Source organism: Tolypothrix tenuis PCC 7101 (genome assembly GCF_963874875.1).
Lineage (GTDB): Bacteria > Cyanobacteriota > Cyanobacteriia > Cyanobacteriales > Nostocaceae > Aulosira > Aulosira tenue.
In genome coordinates this window covers 23,259-41,028 of record NZ_CAWNJS010000002.1, presented here as the reverse complement: position 1 = coordinate 41,028, position 17,770 = coordinate 23,259, and the positions used below count along the sequence as shown (strand labels likewise).

The 17,770-nt window shown below is 38.2% G+C and carries 12 protein-coding genes; 4 read left to right on the top strand and 8 right to left on the bottom strand.

Annotated features, from left to right (window positions below; translation table 11 throughout):
- The first annotated feature begins 199 nt into the window (after positions 1 to 199).
- Entirely contained in the window at positions 200 to 2,518 is a 2,319-nt protein-coding gene (locus AACU25_RS34530; RefSeq protein WP_096584549.1) for a GmrSD restriction endonuclease domain-containing protein, read from the top strand.
- Between the two features lie 121 nt (positions 2,519 to 2,639).
- A complete protein-coding gene (locus AACU25_RS34525; RefSeq protein WP_096584546.1) occupies positions 2,640 to 3,206 on the top strand; it encodes a GNAT family N-acetyltransferase family protein in 567 nt (188 codons plus the stop codon).
- 78 nt (positions 3,207 to 3,284) lie between these two features.
- Here AACU25_RS34525 and AACU25_RS34520 read toward each other — a convergent pair whose 3' ends face one another.
- Positions 3,285 to 3,515: a hypothetical protein gene (locus tag AACU25_RS34520; RefSeq protein WP_199347154.1), complete on the bottom strand. Its 231-nt coding sequence runs from the start codon at positions 3,513 to 3,515 to the stop codon at positions 3,285 to 3,287.
- 180 nt (positions 3,516 to 3,695) lie between these two features.
- Between AACU25_RS34520 and AACU25_RS34515 the strand changes: the two genes are divergently transcribed.
- Together AACU25_RS34515 and AACU25_RS34510 are read left to right on the top strand one after the other, a co-directional pair.
- Complete coding sequence (locus AACU25_RS34515; protein ID WP_096584543.1) at positions 3,696 to 3,962, top strand: Precorrin-3B methylase; 267 nt, start codon at positions 3,696 to 3,698, stop codon at positions 3,960 to 3,962.
- A gap of 152 nt (positions 3,963 to 4,114) precedes the next feature.
- Positions 4,115 to 5,365, top strand: coding sequence for a caspase family protein (locus AACU25_RS34510; RefSeq protein WP_096584540.1), 1,251 nt, complete (start codon positions 4,115 to 4,117; stop codon positions 5,363 to 5,365).
- A gap of 99 nt (positions 5,366 to 5,464) precedes the next feature.
- Here AACU25_RS34510 and AACU25_RS34505 read toward each other — a convergent pair whose 3' ends face one another.
- From AACU25_RS34505 to AACU25_RS34475, 7 genes are all read right to left on the bottom strand, one after another.
- Entirely contained in the window at positions 5,465 to 7,744 is a 2,280-nt protein-coding gene (locus AACU25_RS34505; RefSeq protein ID WP_096584537.1) for a caspase family protein, read from the bottom strand.
- Between the two features lie 126 nt (positions 7,745 to 7,870).
- Positions 7,871 to 10,885, bottom strand: a complete 3,015-nt coding sequence (locus AACU25_RS34500) for a tetratricopeptide repeat protein (protein ID WP_096584927.1) — start codon at positions 10,883 to 10,885, stop codon at positions 7,871 to 7,873.
- Complete coding sequence (locus AACU25_RS34495) at positions 10,861 to 11,097, bottom strand: hypothetical protein (RefSeq protein ID WP_321206563.1); 237 nt, start codon at positions 11,095 to 11,097, stop codon at positions 10,861 to 10,863. Before AACU25_RS34495 ends, AACU25_RS34500 begins: the two co-directional genes overlap by 25 nt.
- A complete protein-coding gene (locus AACU25_RS34490; RefSeq protein WP_096584534.1) occupies positions 11,097 to 11,756 on the bottom strand; it encodes a tetratricopeptide repeat protein in 660 nt (219 codons plus the stop codon). The genes AACU25_RS34495 and AACU25_RS34490 overlap by 1 nt, the downstream gene beginning before the upstream one ends.
- Before the next feature lie 194 nt (positions 11,757 to 11,950).
- A complete protein-coding gene (locus tag AACU25_RS34485; protein ID WP_321206562.1) occupies positions 11,951 to 14,158 on the bottom strand; it encodes a CHAT domain-containing protein in 2,208 nt (735 codons plus the stop codon).
- Positions 14,159 to 14,463: 305 nt separating this feature from the next.
- Entirely contained in the window at positions 14,464 to 15,153 is a 690-nt protein-coding gene (locus tag AACU25_RS34480; RefSeq protein ID WP_096584528.1) for a hypothetical protein, read from the bottom strand.
- Positions 15,146 to 17,680 (bottom strand): CHASE2 domain-containing protein, encoded by a 2,535-nt coding sequence (locus AACU25_RS34475; protein WP_096584525.1) that lies wholly within the window; start codon positions 17,678 to 17,680, stop codon positions 15,146 to 15,148. The genes AACU25_RS34480 and AACU25_RS34475 overlap by 8 nt, the downstream gene beginning before the upstream one ends.
- Positions 17,681 to 17,770: the final 90 nt, after the last annotated feature.

Genomic DNA, 17,770 nt, shown 5'->3' with positions numbered 1-17,770 from the left:
ATATCCATCAAATATCTTGAGAAACGAGTGCGTATTTTGCATCTATTTTACTTTTTATATGCTTAAAAAATTAAGGCATTCAAGCTTATAGCAATTATTGAATAGTTTTTATATATAGATATTAATTTTAAAATATTTTAATTCTATTTAACTAGAAGTTAATTACTTTATAACTTATTTAAAAAAGGAAAAATGACTCATGAATATTACTACTATACTTGACCAAATTGACATGGGCAGTATTGCCTTACCAGAATTCCAACGGGGTTACGTTTGGAATCGTGACCAAGTTCGTGGATTGATGAATTCACTTTACCGTAAGCATCCCATTGGTAGCTTATTAGTGTGGGAAACCAAAACTGAACAAGCAATTGACCATGCTCGTGGTGATGGCAAGCTATCTACAGGCACAGTTAAACTGTTGCTTGATGGTCAACAGCGTATTACTTCTTTCTACGGTATCGTCCGGGGCAGACCACCTCAGTTTTTTGATGGCAATCCTCAAGCTTTCACTGGATTGTACTTCAACCTAGAAGAAGAAATATTTGAATTTTATGCTCCTGTTAAAATGAAGGATAACCCCTTGTGGGTAAATGTTACTGAACTGATGCAGCAAGGTGTAGGAGTTTTCATTGGGTATTTAATAAAAATTCCAGAGATTCAATCTCAATTAACTATTTACATCAATCGTTTGAATAAACTTGAAGGCACTAAAAATATTAACCTTCATATTGAAGAAGTTAGCGGTGAAGATAAAACTGTTGATGTCGTTGTCGAAATTTTCAACACTGTTAATAGTGGAGGAACCAAACTATCTAAGGGTGATTTAGCACTAGCAAAAATTTGTGCCCAATGGCCTGATGCCCGCACTGAACTTAAAGCAAGTCTGACGAAATGGAATAAAGCAGGATTTGACTTTCGTTTGGAGTGGTTGCTCCGGTGCATTAATGCAGTGATTACCGGAGAGGCTATGTTCTCTGCACTCAAAGATGTTGATACTGCCACATTTAAAGACGGGTTATACAAGGCAGAAAAAGCGATTGATACGCTGCTCAACTTGATTTCCGGCCGACTTGGACTCGACCACAATCGCGTACTTGGTGGCATTTATGCATTCCCCGTAATGGTGCGTTACCTTGTTGGGTGTGGTGGGTATCTGAGTGATTACAAAGAACGTGACAAACTATTGTACTGGTACGTGCATACTTTATTGTGGGGACGGTACGCCGGTTCAACTGAGAGCGTTTTAACCCAAGATTTACACGTATTGCAATCTTCGGATAACCCACTTGACCAACTGATCGCCAACTTACGGCAGAATCGTGGGGACTTGGAAATCAAAGCTATTGATTTTCAGGGCTGGGGTATGGGAGCAAGATTTTATCCGTTGGTTTACATGCTCACCCGCGTGCATCAAGCAAAAGATTGGGATAGTGGTATTGAACTGTCTAAACATCTTTTAGGTAAGCACAACTATTTAGAAGTTCATCATATTTTTCCCAAATCACTACTTTACAAAGCTGGATACCCAAAATCAGAAGTTAATGCGATCGCTAATCTCACCTTCTTAACGCAACACACCAATCTCAAAGTCTCAAACCGTCATCCTTCGGAGTATTTTGAGGCATTCGAGTATACTCAACCCGGGGCGATCGCAACCCACTGGATACCGATGGAACGCAGTTTGTGGCAAATTGAAAACTATCGTGATTTCTTAGCCGCACGCCGTGAACTTCTAGCTCAAGCTGCTAATAGCTTTTTGAATAGCTTACTTGCTGGAGATATTCCCGAAGCAAAAGCGACTCCTCCTATTATGGAGCATCAAGACATCGAAAGCTCTACTACGGTTATGCCAGTGGCTGAAGAGAGAGTTTTAGAAGAATGTAATGCATGGGTGCAAGAGCAGGGATTGCCGATTGGTGAATTGATGTATGAACTGATTGATTCCACAGGCGCGGCGATCGCTGTTTTGGATTTAGCGTGGCCTAATGGTTTGCAAGAGGGCAAAAGCCAACCTATTGCTTTACTAATTGATGCAGATCAGGAAATAGAATCAATTGCTAATCGCCTTGGTTATCTTTACTTCACTGACATAGACAAGTTCAAAAGCTATGTTGTCCAAGAGGTTCTTACTATAGAGTTTCCGTCAACACAGGACTATAAGCAAGCTTTTATAACTATCAGTAGTCAAATGACCAATAGCCATAAACTTATGCTGAAAGCGCACTACCATGCACCTGCACAAATTATTACTGCAACTGGATTAGCAAAGGCAGCTGGATATGAAAATTTCGGTGGTGCAAATCTGCAATACGCCAGAATAGCGGAACTGGTTGCAAATCACTTAAACTACGTACCCCCTGAGCGTGACGATAATGGTAAACCATTTTGGTCGCTAATGTTGGCTTCGGGGTACTGGAAGACATTGGAAGATACCGAAAGTACTACTCAACGAGAATGGCAATGGCAGTTACGCCCACAGGTTGCTCAAGCTTTAAAAGATTTAGGTTGGATATAAATCAAATATAAATCCTTCAGCTATCGCTTAAATTAAGTAGCTATTGCGAGAATATTTCTCAATAGCTACTTAAAAAGCAAGTTATGTAAAAACTATCATAGAAAAATTTCAGCACACTCTAATGTTGAGAGAAATAAACATATACAGCGAGCGTAAAGATTTTACAAAAAAGTATAATCTTTCAAATCTCTTTGCAGAGTTCGCATGTCAAGCAACATTTTCTGATTTTTATGAGATATGTCAACTTTTTGAATTCGCTACTACGTATTATAAAAACAAAGGAATAAAGCAATGGGACAAAGGGTACGATTTAGAAAAAATCTCCCACAATATTCTCAAAGGAGAGGCTTTTGTAATTAGAAATGAAAGTGGAGTTTTGTTATGTACTTTTTCGGTCGCTAAATTCCTGCCAGATTATTATCCTCATTCACTGACAACAGATGATAATATTTGGCTGATTAAAAGTTTTTGTACAAATTTAAGACAAAATAAATTGATTGGAAGAAAAGTTATTCCTCAAATTATTAAAACCGCACTTCATCGTCAAATTTCTCAGATATATATAGACTGTGTTATGGATAATCCAACTTTAGAAAGTTATTATCAAAGATATGGATTTACACGTATAGCAATAGTTCAGCATCCAATCTACAATCAAAATATGGCTATTATGATATTGAATCTTTAGATTATAACTGTTTAATATCTAGTAGAAAACCTATTATTAAAAAAGTATTAGCTGGGATTATTGAAAATCCTTTAACTATTAACATCCGCCAATTCGACCTCGGTATGGAGCATCGAGTTTGGGTATGAGAATCGAACGCGACCCATTGTGCTGTATACCATTGTAGTGAGGGATAGTTTGATTTGTTGTCGGTACAGCGATAGTGTAGTCAGCAGTTTCTAAAACTTGATGATGTTGAGATTGAATCTGCTCAATAGAAATATTTTTTATAGCTTCAGGGTCTATTGTGTGGAATTTTGGCTCACTCATACAATTTATATACTTGACAAATTATAGTTACACAATAGCTACAACAAAAGATTAAGTGATTTCGGAACTAAAAAATCAGTCGGCAGTTAAAAACAGGCATAGCTTACCAACTGTCAATTTACAATTGTGAGAATAAGTCTGATTCGCTACGATGACATTATCAATTGAGCAGATTTAAGTATGGCAAAGCAAGATGCTCCGCTCACAGGAGAAGCGTTAATTAAAGAAGTCTGTCGTCGCATTCGAGTAGCTCGTAGCTATTGGGATGCTCATAAAAATGCCGCTTGTCGAGGTGAGCGCGAGCGCGCATTGACCCTTTACAACACATTAACTAAAGAGCAGAAACAGCAGATACCGCAAGTGTTGCGGGTGTGGCTGCGTTATCGCAGTGAGAAATATTTTGGCGCACATCGAACACCGCCAAAGTCGAGACTACCAAGGCGATAAGCCTGACGATATGGCTACGCTTACCGCCAATAAAATGAGCTTGTTCTTGCCGAAATTGCTATTACAGGATTTGCATATCCTTGAGTCACTGAGAAATACAGTAATTGTGACAGCTAACTGTTTAGTTCTCATACTTAGACTAAGGGATAATCATGTCTTCATTTAAACGCCGTCATTTTCTGCTACTCGCAAGCTCAACATTAGCAACATTAGGTTTAGGGCAGTTGGATGTAAGTCAACAGGGAATTTTTGATACTAAAGCTTATGCCCAAAACACACCGCGAAAATTAGCATTATTGGTAGGAATTAATGAATACTCTGATGGTGTGGCTCAGTTATCGGGTTGTGTTAATGACGTTGTATTGCAACGTGAGTTATTAATTCACCGCTTTGGTTTTAATCCTCAAGATATTTTGACTCTAACTGATAAACAAGCCACGCGCAAAAGTATCTTACAAGCCTTTGAGGAGCATTTGATTAAGCAAGCTAAACCAGGGGATGTGGTAGTATTTCACTTTTCTGGACATGGTTCACGAGTAATTGACGCGGATCGGGATAATCCAGATGGTCTTGTTAGTAGTTTGGTTGCTGTTGATAGTCAATTAGCATCGGAAAATTCTTCTAGCACCAAAGAGGTTACAGGACACACACTTTGGTTATTGATGGCAGCATTAAAGACGGAAAATGTGACTTTTGTCATCGATACTATCTATTCTGGTGGTTTAGTCAGTAGCCCATTGAAATCATCTCAGTTAAAGCAGAAATTTCAAGTTAGCTCCGAAGAAAAGGCTTACCAAGCAAGTTGGTTACAACGTTTAGGTTTGCCAGCAGAGGAATTTATAAAACAACGGAGAATCGGAATACCTAAAGGAGTTGTGCTTGCAAGTGCAAGGCGCGATCAATTTGCCATCGATGCCAGCTTTAATGACTTTAATGCAGGACTATTTACTTATACTTTGACACAGTATCTCTGGCAGCAAAGTGGAAATCTAACTTTGGGTGAATCATTTGTGAATATTGCTCGCAATGTCCAGGCTTTGAGTTTTGAGCAAGGTAATTTTCAAGAGCCTGTACTTTTTGTTAAAACCAACAGTGATTATCAGCAACGTCCCATGTATTTTATTGGAGTACAAACACCGAGGGCAGAAGCGGTAATTACTCAAGTTAAGGAAAATCAAATAGAAATTTGGCTTGGTGGTGTTAATCTAAAAAATTTGGAGAACTTGAATAAAAGTGCTGTTTTTGAAATCATCAATGCTGAAGGTCAGCAGCAAGGAATAGTTAAGCTTGAAAGCCGTAGAGGATTGGTGGGATATGCAAAATTGCTAGAATCTCCAACATCTATATCACTAAAACCTGGACTTTTATTACGTGAGAAAGTTCGATCCACTCCTTCTAGATGAACCGTTGCTTTTTAAATGTGAATTGAAATAAATGAGGTTAGGTAAAATACCTGACCTCCCACAAATAAAACAATAATACTGTAAGTTTACTCAATCTGATTAACTCACCACTTCAAATGGAATCGACATCACAGCTAACTTATTTGTATCAACCCCACGTTCTCCCTCTGGAAGTTGAATATTTTCAACAACGATTCCACCGCGAGTGCTTCTGTCTAAATCATCAAGCAAATTATTAGTTAAACCTAAAAATTCATCTCCGGTTGCTGTTATGAGGCTGCGTTTACCAGCTTGTCTTTGGGAATCTGCAAGTTTTTGTAGATTATCAAGTAAATCCCGTAATGGTGTTGGACTGGCGATGATAAGTATTTCTGAAAAGCCCAATGGCTTGCCAATGTTTATCCTTGTTCCGCTACGTTGATGTTCGGCTTTGGGAATTAATACTTTACTTGTAGCTTCTATTGATGCGGCTAATATGGGTTCTTCTGACCAATCATAGGGGAAGAGAATTCCTATTTCACCAGCGCTATCTATGCCTAAAATACTGACGTAAAGGGGCACTGATTCTTTATTATCAACATGGAAGGCAATTTTTGTTTCCAAGGGTAATTTTGGTATTCCAGAATCAGAAATATTTACTGGTTTGCTTGGTGTTGATTCGCTTCCAGTATCATTATTTAGTTTGGCTCCCCGAGGTGTAAAAGTCTTGGCGAGAGGTTCTTGAGTATCAGCAATAATCATCGAAACGGAAATATTAATTTTTGATGTATTTTTGTTACCCAGAATATCTTTAACAACTCGAGTAGCCCAGAATGATTGAAGTTTCGATTGTAAGCGTTTAACTGCGGCATTTATTGTTTCTCCAGCATCGCCAAAAGAGTTAACAATAATTGCATCTAATGTAGGTGTAAATAAACCAAAGCTACCCACCGTAGGTAAATTTGGGATTTTTTGTTTCTGTAATTCCTGATATTTGGCTTGAGTCATCCTGCCAAATATATATTGCACTTCTTTTTGTCGCAGAGGTAAGGCTTCAATACTGGGTATTGCTTGTAATGCTTGTTTTGCTTGAGCAATAGTATTTCTATCAAGAGAACTATCATCAAGTCCGATTTTTAAAGTTATATTTTTCGGGATACTGCGTATACGCTCTTGTAAAAGAGTTCCTTTTGCTAATGGTGTTTGTGCGCGTGTAGTGTTGAGTAATTTACCTTTAGCAAATAAGCCATTACGGGATTCAATTTGTACTTGTCCGTGTGGTTCTCCTTTTTCATCGACAACTGTTAAAATTGCACTTTTATTAAAACCTTCTATACTTTGGGATTCGATTCCACCCAACCATAAATTTACTTGATTGCTATTCACACCTGTGACTACGGCTTCTGCAGGAATTGGTGTAGGTGGTAAAAAGTATAATGGGGAGTTAGAGTTTGTGATATTCGTTTCTATTTCTGCTTCTTGAAAACCTCCTCTGTGCAATGCGAGATTCTGAGCATTGCGGCTAACACTTGTAAAAGTTCTTGCGAAAGATTCATTTCTATTTAACTGCCAAAGATATTGAGTTAAAGTATAAGTAAAAGCCCCTGCACTGAAATCACTAAATTGACTATCACAAGCAAATTGGTCGCGTTTTGCAGCTGCAATTACAATTCCTTTAGCAACATTTTGGCGGCGTTTGTTGATAAATTCTGTTGGTGTAAGTCTGGGTTCGGCTTTCGCCAACCATTTACCCTGTTCCTCATATTCTGCTTTACTGGGTAAGAAATTACTTCCACCATCGCGGGAACGAACAGCAAAATTTCCTCGTTTCGTACCCCCTGAATGACAGCAATCTAACACCACAGTGACGTTTGCAGTTTGCAATGCATACATGAGTAAAAACAGCGTGTGTCCCATGATATCTTTCACCACACCACCATTTGGAGGTAAGGAACTATCAATTGGGACAATTGTACCGTTGAGCCCATCGGGCATATCTTTGTCTTTATCTAGTACCCGCGAACCATGTCCGGAAAAGTGAAATACCACTACATCACCCGGTTTGGCTTGCTTGATGAGGTGTTCGTCAAATGCTTGTAAAATTCCTTGGCGTGTAGCTTGTGAGTCGGTTAAAGTCAGAATATTTTTTTCGTTAAAACCAAAGCGGTTGATTAGTAACTCCTGTTGTAAGGAAACATCGGTTAAGCAACCTTGTAGAGGCGGTATGCCATTTTTATAATCGTTTATTCCCACCAGTAACGCCAGTTTGCGGGGTGTATCTTGTGCTAGGGCTTTTGCGTAACGTTCTCCTTGACGCATAATTTCTAACTGGCTGATACCCATTGTGGCTAAAGCAGAACCAGCGAATTGGATAAATTGACGGCGTTTGATGTAGGACATGGTGATTTTGGATTTTAGATTGTTTGGTGATTTGTATTTCTGGGGTGTGGGAGGATATGCCAGTTTTGACCTCTTTTCTGTAAAGATAAAGGCTTTAAAATTTTCTATTTCGTTGCCAAGGGTAGGTCATTGAGATTCACCGATGAGGGTAAAAGCTGCCCATTGTGATGGATTTGAATATTTTTTCTTGGTGTCGAGCATGGCTTTTCTTAATGCTGTGGCTTTATCCATTTTTTGTTGTAAATTTTGATAAAATTCAGTCATTAAAAATGCAGTTGAACCATCATCTACTGACCATAGGGAGACGATGACGCTTGGTACTCCTGCACTAATAAAAGAGCGAGATAAACCGATCACACCATCCCCTGTAATTCTTCCTCTACCTGTATCGCAAGCACTGAGAACTACTAAATTAGCTTTGAGTTCCAAGCCAAAAATTTCTTCTGCGGTTAGGAGTCCATCGCGTTTTTGCTCTTCTTTGCTGAGGGGGGATGAAAGGGAGTTAGGATTTTCTGGTGTGAGAGCGATGGAACTGTCTAAACCGCGAATATCATCAAATAATCCGTGGGTGGCAAAGTGAATAATTTGTGCTTGGGGTAAGCGTTGAACTACGGTGGATTCTGTAGCTTGTTTACCAATTAAGGGTTGAGTTTTAAATAAATTAGCAATGGCTTTTGCTTCTTTTTCTGCTTCAGGTAAAGGTGGTAATTTTTGTTGGTTGTCGCCAATTTTTATTGTGACTTTGGGCATGATGGGATTACCCACAATCAGCATATTCTTACTCTGTAGGGGTTGGTTGCCAAGTTTTTGATATTGTTTTTTAGTTAAATCTAAAACCTGAATTGATGGAGATGTGAGGATGGTATGTTTTTCTATCAGGTATTTGCCATTTTTATCTTGCAATGCAGGGAAGGGAACTAGAAATAATGAGCTTTGAGGGATGAATACTACTTTATCGGTTTCTTTTTTGGGCAATAGGTCAGCGATGGGTGAGATTAATATTTCGTGGAGTTTTTGTAAGCGTTTTTTCTGGTTTTCTGGATTTGGTGGAGGTGGGTTTTCCATTTTTGCACCTCTGACACCAATTGATTGACGGCTGATTTGAACTAATTGTTCTAAATTTGTCTTGTCTTTCTGCCATAATGCTTTAAAATCGGCTTTGCGGAATGTGACTTCACCCGTGGGTTTGATTACCCAAATATAAAGTTCTGATTCTTCAGTTTTGACTTGACCTTCAACTTGGGATTTATAATTAATAGTTGAATATTGAACAATAGTCGAATTTTGAGTTTTAGCGACTTGTTTGATCTGTTCAATTTTTAATTGGTATTGTTTCGGCTGAGTTTGATTATAATTATCAAATTTTGCTAACGAATCCACCAAAGCTCTCGCTCTACCTGCTTCGGAAATTTCTAAAGCTGCATCTGTTTTATTTTGTGCGACAAGGACTTCTTGTAGGATGCGATATGTGTTAGCTAAAGTATCAAAAACTAAGACTCGATTCAAGTTATTACCACTATTTACTCTTATAGATTCCCTTACTTGAATTGCCTCAGTTAGTGCTTTTTCTGCTGCTAGGAGATTTCCTTGATTTTTAAAAGCGACTCCAAGGTTATGTAAGGCTTTACCCAAACCTACAAATGTGTTTGTCTTTCTCTCAATTGCTACACTTTGCTGTAAGTAGTCAATTGCTTTAGTACTATCTCCCAATGCATCGTAAATATTACCCAAATTCATTAATCCACCTGATTCGGAGACTTTCATTGCTCGTGCAATATCTAAAGATTGTTCATAGTAATCAATAGCTTTTATAAAGTATCCTAAATAAAAATAACTACCTCCCAAATCAGATAATGCTTGACTTTCACTGGCAGGGTTGCTAATTGCTCTGGCAATTGCTAAATGCTGCTCATGGTAACTAATTGCTGTTTTGTGGTCTCCCTGAGAATTATATACATATCCTATGTCCCCTAAAACTCCAGCTTCAGCTTCACGATCGCCTATTTGCTTTGCAATTTCTAAGCTCTTTAAATAATATTCTTTTGCTTTAGAATATTCTCCGAAAGAATGATAAATACTTCCTAGAATTGACAAATTTAGTTGCTTGCCATAAGGGTTATTGACTTCTTCTGCAATCGCTATGCTTTGTTGTATGAGTTCAATAGCTTTTCCGTAATTTCCTATTAGACTGTAAGAATGTCCGATATTACCTATTGCCATTCCTTCCTGTAAGCGGTTATACATTTTTCGTGCGATCGCTAAAGACTGCTCGTGATAACTAATAGCTTGTTCGTAGTCTTCCTGGTTTTGATAAACATTCCCTAGATTAGCTAATACTTTTAATTCACTTAAGCTGTCTTCAATTTCTCGTGCGATCGCTAGTTGCTGTTGAAAATAATAAATAGCTTTTGGATAATCTCCCTTTCTACGGTAAGCAATTCCTAAATTACCTAATGCTCGATTTTCGTTGAGGGGGTCACTATTTTTTCTGGCCATAGCTAAAGATTGCTCAATATAACCAATTCCCCGTTCATAATTTCCCAGGAAAACATCATTGATTCCTATATTGTTTAAGGCGGTCGCTTCGCTAATTGGTTCTTTTATTTCTCGATATATTTTTAGAGCTTGTTGATTTAATTCTATAGCAGCTTTAAATTGGCTAGTGTTGGACATTAAAACGCTTTGATCTAACAGTAAATTGGCTTCTGCAAAACGCCTGTCGTTTAGTCGTTGAATAAATAGTATTGACGGAAGGACTTCAGATTGTAATTTACGATTTTTTGTTTCTTTAGCGAGTATAAAACCTTCTTCCAAATACTCAATCGCTTTTGGATAGTTTTTCATCGATAAGTAAGTAATACCGAGATTTCCCAGAGCGTTACCTTCAGCTTTACGATCTTTTATTTCTCGGTAGATTTTTAGTGCTTGTTGAAAAGATTGTAATGCTGCTTCAAGTTGATTTTTTTTAAGCTGCTCAATACCTTGCAGAAATAATCTATCAGCTTCCGCTTTCCGTGCATCCAGCGTCTGCGCCAAAACTGGCGATTCAGTAAACACCATCGGCAAACTAGAACCCAAGGAAGTCGAAACAACAGCCAACAGACAAACCAAAACACCTAACCCAACTTTGCAGGAACGCATAGCCATACCCCCACTACAACAAACCAACCAAAGTAAAACCAGCCCAATCGCGAGGATTTGGATACTTTATTCATCGTTTCCAGCATCGCTTGACGTAACGCACCCGCTTTATCCGTATTTCTGCTTAAATTACCATAAAACTCAGTAATCACAAATGCGAGTGCTACAGATTCCCCTCCAAACAGATGGGAATCTGGGCTTAATATTTGCATTAACTAATTTGCTTTAGCAGGTCAAGTGCTGTCTTCATATTCTCAGTTTTACCCTCTCTTTTATACAGTTCCGCCGCTTGTTTTAAATCTGCAACTGCTCCCTGTTTATTACCTAAATTCCCCTGAGCAATACCACGCCAGAAATAAGCGTGGGCGAAGTCTGAATCTAATTTGATTGCTTGATTAAAATCTGCTAGTGACTGTTCGTAGTCTTTTAAGTATAAGTAAGCATAACCTCTACCAAAGTATGAGTAATGGGAATTTGGCTCAATCCGAATTGCTTGATTAAAATCATCAACTGCGGGCTGATACTTTTCTAGTTGGATATATGCTAAACCTCGCAGTATATAAGCTCCATAATTATCTTTATCTTGTTGTAAAATTTGATTACAATTCTCAATTACTTGGTCATAATTGCCCTTTTGTAGATACTCTGTTGCCTGATTTAATAAGGTCTCGATATTGTTACTATTTCCAGAGTTGTAGGTATGTGTAGATTGAGGGTTGATTGATGGTGGCTGTAGTTGTGGCTTGAGTTGAGTTTGAGTTTGAGCAATCAGGATTGGTTCTGGTTGATTAAGTTTTTCTGCCAAAACTTTGGGACTAGAAATAATCGCACCTAATACAGCCATGCCAAGTGCTATTGTGAATTTTTTCATTTTTTCGCTTCCTAAATTATTGATGATTGTTGGGTGATGTTGGCAAAAGAAAACTAGATACTTTCGGCAGAGTGAATTACAATTGTTTTTCCGTTCTGGAAGTATCTTGTGCTTTCTTGGTTATATGTATTTCTGGGAGAAAGGAGGATATGCCAAAATTTTGCAGGTTGGTGAAATTTTTTTTGAATTCCCGTTTATTCGGCGTTGCCAATGAGGGTGAAAGCCGCCCAGTGTATGGGATGGGGATATTTTTTCATTGTGCTTAACATTGCTTGACGTAGGGCTTTGGCTTTGTCAGGATTTTGCTGTAATTGGCGGTAAAATTCCACCATTAAATCTGAGGTGGAACTATCATCAACCGCCCACAGGGAAACAATGACGCTTTCTGCTCCCGCAGTCAGCAAGGAACGGGATAATCCCACGACTCCATCACCTGTGATTTCGCCTCCACCAGTATCGCAAGCACTTAAAACTACTAAGTCTGCGTTCAAATTTAAGTTAATTATTTCGGTGGTTTTGAGCAATCCTTCGTTGACACCAGGAGTATCGGGAGTCAGTGCGATCGCACCTGGTATTCTTTCCCCAAAGCCATAAAGTAATCCATGTGTGGCTAAATGAATTATTTTGGCGGTTGATATTTTTTGCAGTACGGCAGATTTTGTTGCTTGTTTACCGATCAGAGGTTGAGTGTTGAGGATGGGGGCTATTTTATTCGCTTCTTTTTCCGTACCCGGTAAAGGAGGTTGTTGTACGGGGGGAATCCCTGTAATTGGCATAATTGGGTTCCCTACTAGTAATGTATCTCCCGGTTGCAGAGATGCAATATTCAATGTTTCTGTGTTTTTACGGGTGTAGTTTAATACCTGAATTGCTGGAGCGGTGAGGATGGTATGCTTTTCAATCAGGTATTTGTTGTTTGCATCCTTGAGCGCTGGGAAGGGGACGAGAAATAGGGATTCATTGGGGATAAAAATTACGCGATCGCTCGGATTTTTGGGGAGATGATTGGCGATCGGTGTAATGAGTAGTTCGTGGAGTTGTTGTAAGCGTCGTTTTTGAGTTTCTGGACTTGGTAGGGGTGGGTTTTCAATTCTCGGCCCACGTTCTTTGGCAACAGCGCCCATAACACCAAGAGAACGGCGGCTGGTTTCTACTAATTTTTTCAGAGGTGTTTTGAGGGATTTTAAATCTACTTTTTTGAAAGCAATTTCTCCTGTCGGTTTGACTACCCAAATGTAGAGTTCTGAGTTGTCAATTACGGAATATTCGACAAATGTCGCTTTTTGCTGTTGAGCAATTTTTTTGAGTTGAGCAATTGATGGAGTGGATGATTGCGGAGCCGTATCTGCTATGGAAGTTTTTGTGCGTGAGGCTAGCAAATCAATAAATGCTCTGGCTCTACCTCTTTCTGATATTTCTAATGCTGTAGTAATTTTATTTTGGCCAATCAAAGCTTCTTGTAGAAAACGGTAGGTGAAAGCTTGCGTTTCAAAAATTGATATTTTTTGATCATCAGTTAATTGCCGCGTTCTCAGAGATTCCCAAACCTCAATAGCTGCTAATAAAGTTTTTTCTGCATCAGCATAACTACCCAAACTGTTGTAAGCTGCGCCAATATTATTGAGAGTTAGTCCTTCGCCAACTGTATCACCAATTCGTTGACGAATAGCCAAGGCTTGCTGATAGTAGTCTAAAGCTTTAGCATACTGTCCTTGTTTTTTATAAACAAATCCGATGTTGTTAAGAGTTTGTCCTACATCTGCTATATCGTTGATTGTTTTAAGTATGACTACAGCTTGCTGAAATGACTCCAAGGCTTTCGCATACTGTTGTAAACTACTGTAAACTGCCCCAATGTTGTTTAGAGTTTGCCCTTGACCTGCTTTATCGTCAATTTCTCTAGCAATATCTAACGCTTTTTGATAGTACTCCAAAGCTTTATCATATTCTTTCAAATTGTCGTAAGCCAACCCAATGTTGTTAAAAACTCTTCCTTTACCAACTGTGTTGCTAATTTGTTTGACAACAGCTAAAGCTTGCTGATAGTATTTCAATGCTTCATCATACTGTCCTAAACCGTTGTAAAGCAAGCCAATATTGTTGAGAGTTGCAGCTTTACCTTCTATATCACTAATTTTTTGACGAATGCCTAAAGATTGCTGATAGAATTCCAAGGCTTTACTATACTGTCCTAGATTGCGGTAAACTTCCCCAATATTGTTTAAGATAGCCCCTTTACCTTGTTCATCTCTAATATTTTTAAAAATAACTAATGCTTTCTCAAAGGACTGCAAAGCTTGTCGAAACTGACCTGTGTTTAATTGCTGGAGACCTCTTCGATTGAGTTGCGCTCCTTCATTCCTAGTTTCTGAAATCCTTTGTACCTGTGTAATCTGTTGCATTGTACCCTTTGTATGTGAATCTGCAACATCTGCTAAACAAAAGGAGCTTAAGAAAGTAATCAAGGTAGCCTGATAAACCAATATTGATAATTTATTTTTGGCTTTATAAGCATTATTAGATTGGTATTTAAAGCAACTCAGACTTTTACGCATTTTTCAAACCCTTGAATAAATATCTCCTAAAAAGACTGGTATGTCTTAGGCAAATGAGGTTATGCTTTTTGAGCATTCAAAAAGTGCCATTATGATGCAAGCATCTTTTTAACTACTCAAAAACCTCAGTAAGAGCCTTGCACTACAGATTTTTAATGTCCAGATGCATCAGGACTACACAAAGACTTAACAATCTCTTCCCGCGTTTTGACTAACTCTGGTGAAGGTTTGTCCACCGAGTAAGCTTGCTGCAAAGCATCTGAGCGCAATGGTGGATCTTGTGCTAAAAAATACTCCGCTTTTACAAACGCTATCCCCTCAGCACTTGTTCCCTTAGCTTTTTCTTGCTGTTCCAAATTCTGCAAATCATTGGTAATGCGCTGTCTTTGCTGGGGTTCCATGATTTTAAACGCAATATTTCCTGTCCACGATTGGTCAATAACTGCTACTAACCAACGGTAAGTTTGACCAAGTTGCAAGGGATTCCCTGTATAAGTTGCATAAAGCTGTCCTGTTTGGATATTGTCAGTCGCACTCGCATCGGGAATACCTTGAGAAAGTCCGATTTTTTTCAGATTCCCTTGCCAAATTATAAACGGGCGATCGCTCCAAATAGTTTCACCACGATCTGGTGCAGCAATACAAACACCATTTATCGTTGGACGCGATCCACCTGTTCCGCTTCCCACGGGAGGTTTCCTCCGAAAAATATTCCACCAAGAAAAAGACGGTTGTACTGGACGCTTTTCTGCGTGGGATACTTGATTGGGCAAAACAGGGATAAATGTAGCAGTCATCGCAGATATCAACAAGCTGGGTAAAATCCAGTTGTAATTATTCATAAACCTTTCTCCGTAAAAAAGCTGATGTGAAATATGTCCAAACAGTCGCAGATGGTAAAAACCAAGGTATTACAATTGCTCGGGATGATATGTATATTTCCAAACTAATAATTCCATAAACGACTGTTAGTAAAGAAAGTAGTATCAGCCATTGCCAGCGATAGTGGGAATGTTTGCGTAATAAAAAGTAGAGATATTTTCCCATCAAGACAGCAATCCCCAATATCCAAACATCGGGAATAGGTATAACCAATCTCTGCGTAAGAAAATGATGCACCATATAGGCATGAACTTCTCCACCAGGTATGATTTTGCTATTGTTTCCCTGTTGAAGTCGCCAAAAATCTAGTGCTGGGGGTACATCAAAATTATCTTCTTTATCCATCGACATTCCCGCTTCATCATATCCCCCTGCTGCAATGATAACTACTTGTTTTTGTAGGTTCGCTAAAGGTAGATTTTTACTATCTTGTTCTAACAATTTCCACGCAGGGACGGATTCATATACTTGATTGGGAGGAATAGAAAAATCAATAATCGGATGCAGCCACATTTGGGAAAGGATAGTACTGTAATCTGTGATTGGTTGCAACCGAGAACGAGGTGAATTCAAAATCGTATTCTCTCGGATATTCTGTTTATTCTTGTTAAGATGGCTATTTAACTGCTGCCAAAAATTACTTTGACTATCTAATTTTGGTTGGGGAATTTGAAGGTTATTTTTATTATCTTTGCTTAAATTATTAGTAGAAGATTGTAATTGATGCGATAAAGCCAATATACCCGCAAAAGGAAAAGGTTTTGAATTATTGCCCGACGATGGTAACAGTGTTATATAACAAGGTATACGCTGGATTTCATCACAAAATAAGATTTCAATTTCCCCATCTAAACTCCAATTGGAACTAGCAATTTCTGGTATAACAGTCTGCCAAACTCCAGCATCAGATTCTTCTCCTGCGAAGATAAACCAAGTTGGATTAGGAGATTTATTAACCCCTGTTTTGATTGCTTGAGCTAAAATTTTATCATTTTGAGGTTGGTGTCGATCTAATACAAAGTCAATCCCAATTATTTTCGCGCTCCTATCTGTTAGCTTATTGACTAAACTCGCAATATATTCACGGTTCATCGGTCTAGGGTTACTAATTTTACCTTTAGACTTTTTAATTGATTCGTCGTCTATTTGTACTAGTAAAACAGGAGGAATATCCTGCTTTGCAACTTTTCCTGTTAGTTGACGATAGAGAGATTGTACCCACAATCTGCGTCCTAATAAGTGATTTTGTATGGGAATTTGTAAGCTAATTAATAATAAAGCTGTAAGTGCTATGCCTTCTTTTTGAGCGGGAATAATATTTTTGAGTCTTTGTTTAATACCAAATGGTTCAACCTTAAATAAAGGTGCTTCTGGATGACGAAATAAAGAAGGAATTAAATAAGCACTGGGATATGTAAGATTTTTCTCTGTCTTCAAATATTGCGAGGCTAATAATAAAGCTTCGTGAACATCCTTAAATTCCGCCAAAGCTTGTAAAAAGTGTAGTAAAAATTCCCCTGCTACCGCATTATGAACTGGTTCACGCATCACAGCAACTTGACTCAAACCCAAGTCAATTAGAGAGTTAGCAATATTCAAACCATTGCAGGAATTAAAAATTGCAAATTGTAACCCACGTTCTACTGCAATACTTAATAATGGTGCAATTTCACTAATCGATAAAGTAACGTTTTTTGCAATACTAATTTCTCCTCCTGTGATATTATTTTCATTACTGTGTCCAGCAAAAAATAAGATATCCCAACCTGATTCTGAGGTAAGAGCATCTTTAATTTTAGTTTTTAAATCTGCAATACTTGTTTCTGGCTGTAAACCCACAAATTTGACATCAATTATATTTTTAAATTGACGCATTGCTTGCTTCTCAGCTTTGAAATCTAAGCCAGTTTCATCACCTAAAATTGCTAATACTCTAACTTTACGAGTAAGCCGAGTATTTTTCTGTGCAAATCCTTGATGAATATTTACAGGAGTACGAACAATGCGAATTTTACCAGAAGAAAGTGCAAATTCTGTACCAATTTCCCAGGATTCCCAAGGAAAGCGTTCTAAATCTATGGTGTTACAAGTAACAAAAAGATTTGTAATCTGGGGTGATTGAGCAGGGGTTTCTATTTTTTCTTTTTCTCCTACTACATTAGCCAAAGCCATACGAATTTCATATAATTCTCCACAACGCAACCATTTATGAAATTCCAACAAAAATTTAGCTTCCGCTTGCACTAATTTTGCCTGCCAATCAGTCGGAGGAGTAGAAATTACACCACTATCTGCTATCCGACCACGTACTGATTGTGTTTTGTAATTTTTGTAATAATTTAGATAGGAACGTTGCCAATCTTGATAAAGTATGGTGAGATTTTGAGGATAGGGAATTGTCACATTTAGCTGCTGTCCTTTTCCCCAACTGAGTTGAAATAAACAAAGTTTTTCAATGTGTTGAACTTTGAGATAAAAGTTGCTCATGTGTGCTTACTGATTGGTAGTGCATTATTTATTAGTGAGGAGAGATGCGATTCATTGCATCTCTGATGTTGTTTATAAACCGTTACCAAT

Excerpts from the sequence above, each read along its gene's own strand:
- AACU25_RS34530 (WP_096584549.1), top strand. The coding sequence starts at position 200 with ATGAATATTACTACTATACTTGACCAAATTGACATGGGCAGTATTGCC.
- AACU25_RS34525 (WP_096584546.1), top strand. The coding sequence starts at position 2,640 with ATGTTGAGAGAAATAAACATATACAGCGAGCGTAAAGATTTTACAAAA.
- AACU25_RS34520 (WP_199347154.1), bottom strand. The coding sequence starts at position 3,515 with ATGAGTGAGCCAAAATTCCACACAATAGACCCTGAAGCTATAAAAAAT.
- AACU25_RS34515 (WP_096584543.1), top strand. The coding sequence starts at position 3,696 with ATGGCAAAGCAAGATGCTCCGCTCACAGGAGAAGCGTTAATTAAAGAA.
- AACU25_RS34510 (WP_096584540.1), top strand. The coding sequence starts at position 4,115 with ATGTCTTCATTTAAACGCCGTCATTTTCTGCTACTCGCAAGCTCAACA.
- AACU25_RS34505 (WP_096584537.1), bottom strand. The coding sequence starts at position 7,744 with ATGTCCTACATCAAACGCCGTCAATTTATCCAATTCGCTGGTTCTGCT.
- AACU25_RS34500 (WP_096584927.1), bottom strand. The coding sequence starts at position 10,885 with ATGCGTTCCTGCAAAGTTGGGTTAGGTGTTTTGGTTTGTCTGTTGGCT.
- AACU25_RS34495 (WP_321206563.1), bottom strand. The coding sequence starts at position 11,097 with ATGCAAATATTAAGCCCAGATTCCCATCTGTTTGGAGGGGAATCTGTA.
- AACU25_RS34490 (WP_096584534.1), bottom strand. The coding sequence starts at position 11,756 with ATGAAAAAATTCACAATAGCACTTGGCATGGCTGTATTAGGTGCGATT.
- AACU25_RS34485 (WP_321206562.1), bottom strand. The coding sequence starts at position 14,158 with ATGCAACAGATTACACAGGTACAAAGGATTTCAGAAACTAGGAATGAA.
- AACU25_RS34480 (WP_096584528.1), bottom strand. The coding sequence starts at position 15,153 with ATGAATAATTACAACTGGATTTTACCCAGCTTGTTGATATCTGCGATG.
- AACU25_RS34475 (WP_096584525.1), bottom strand. The coding sequence starts at position 17,680 with ATGAGCAACTTTTATCTCAAAGTTCAACACATTGAAAAACTTTGTTTA.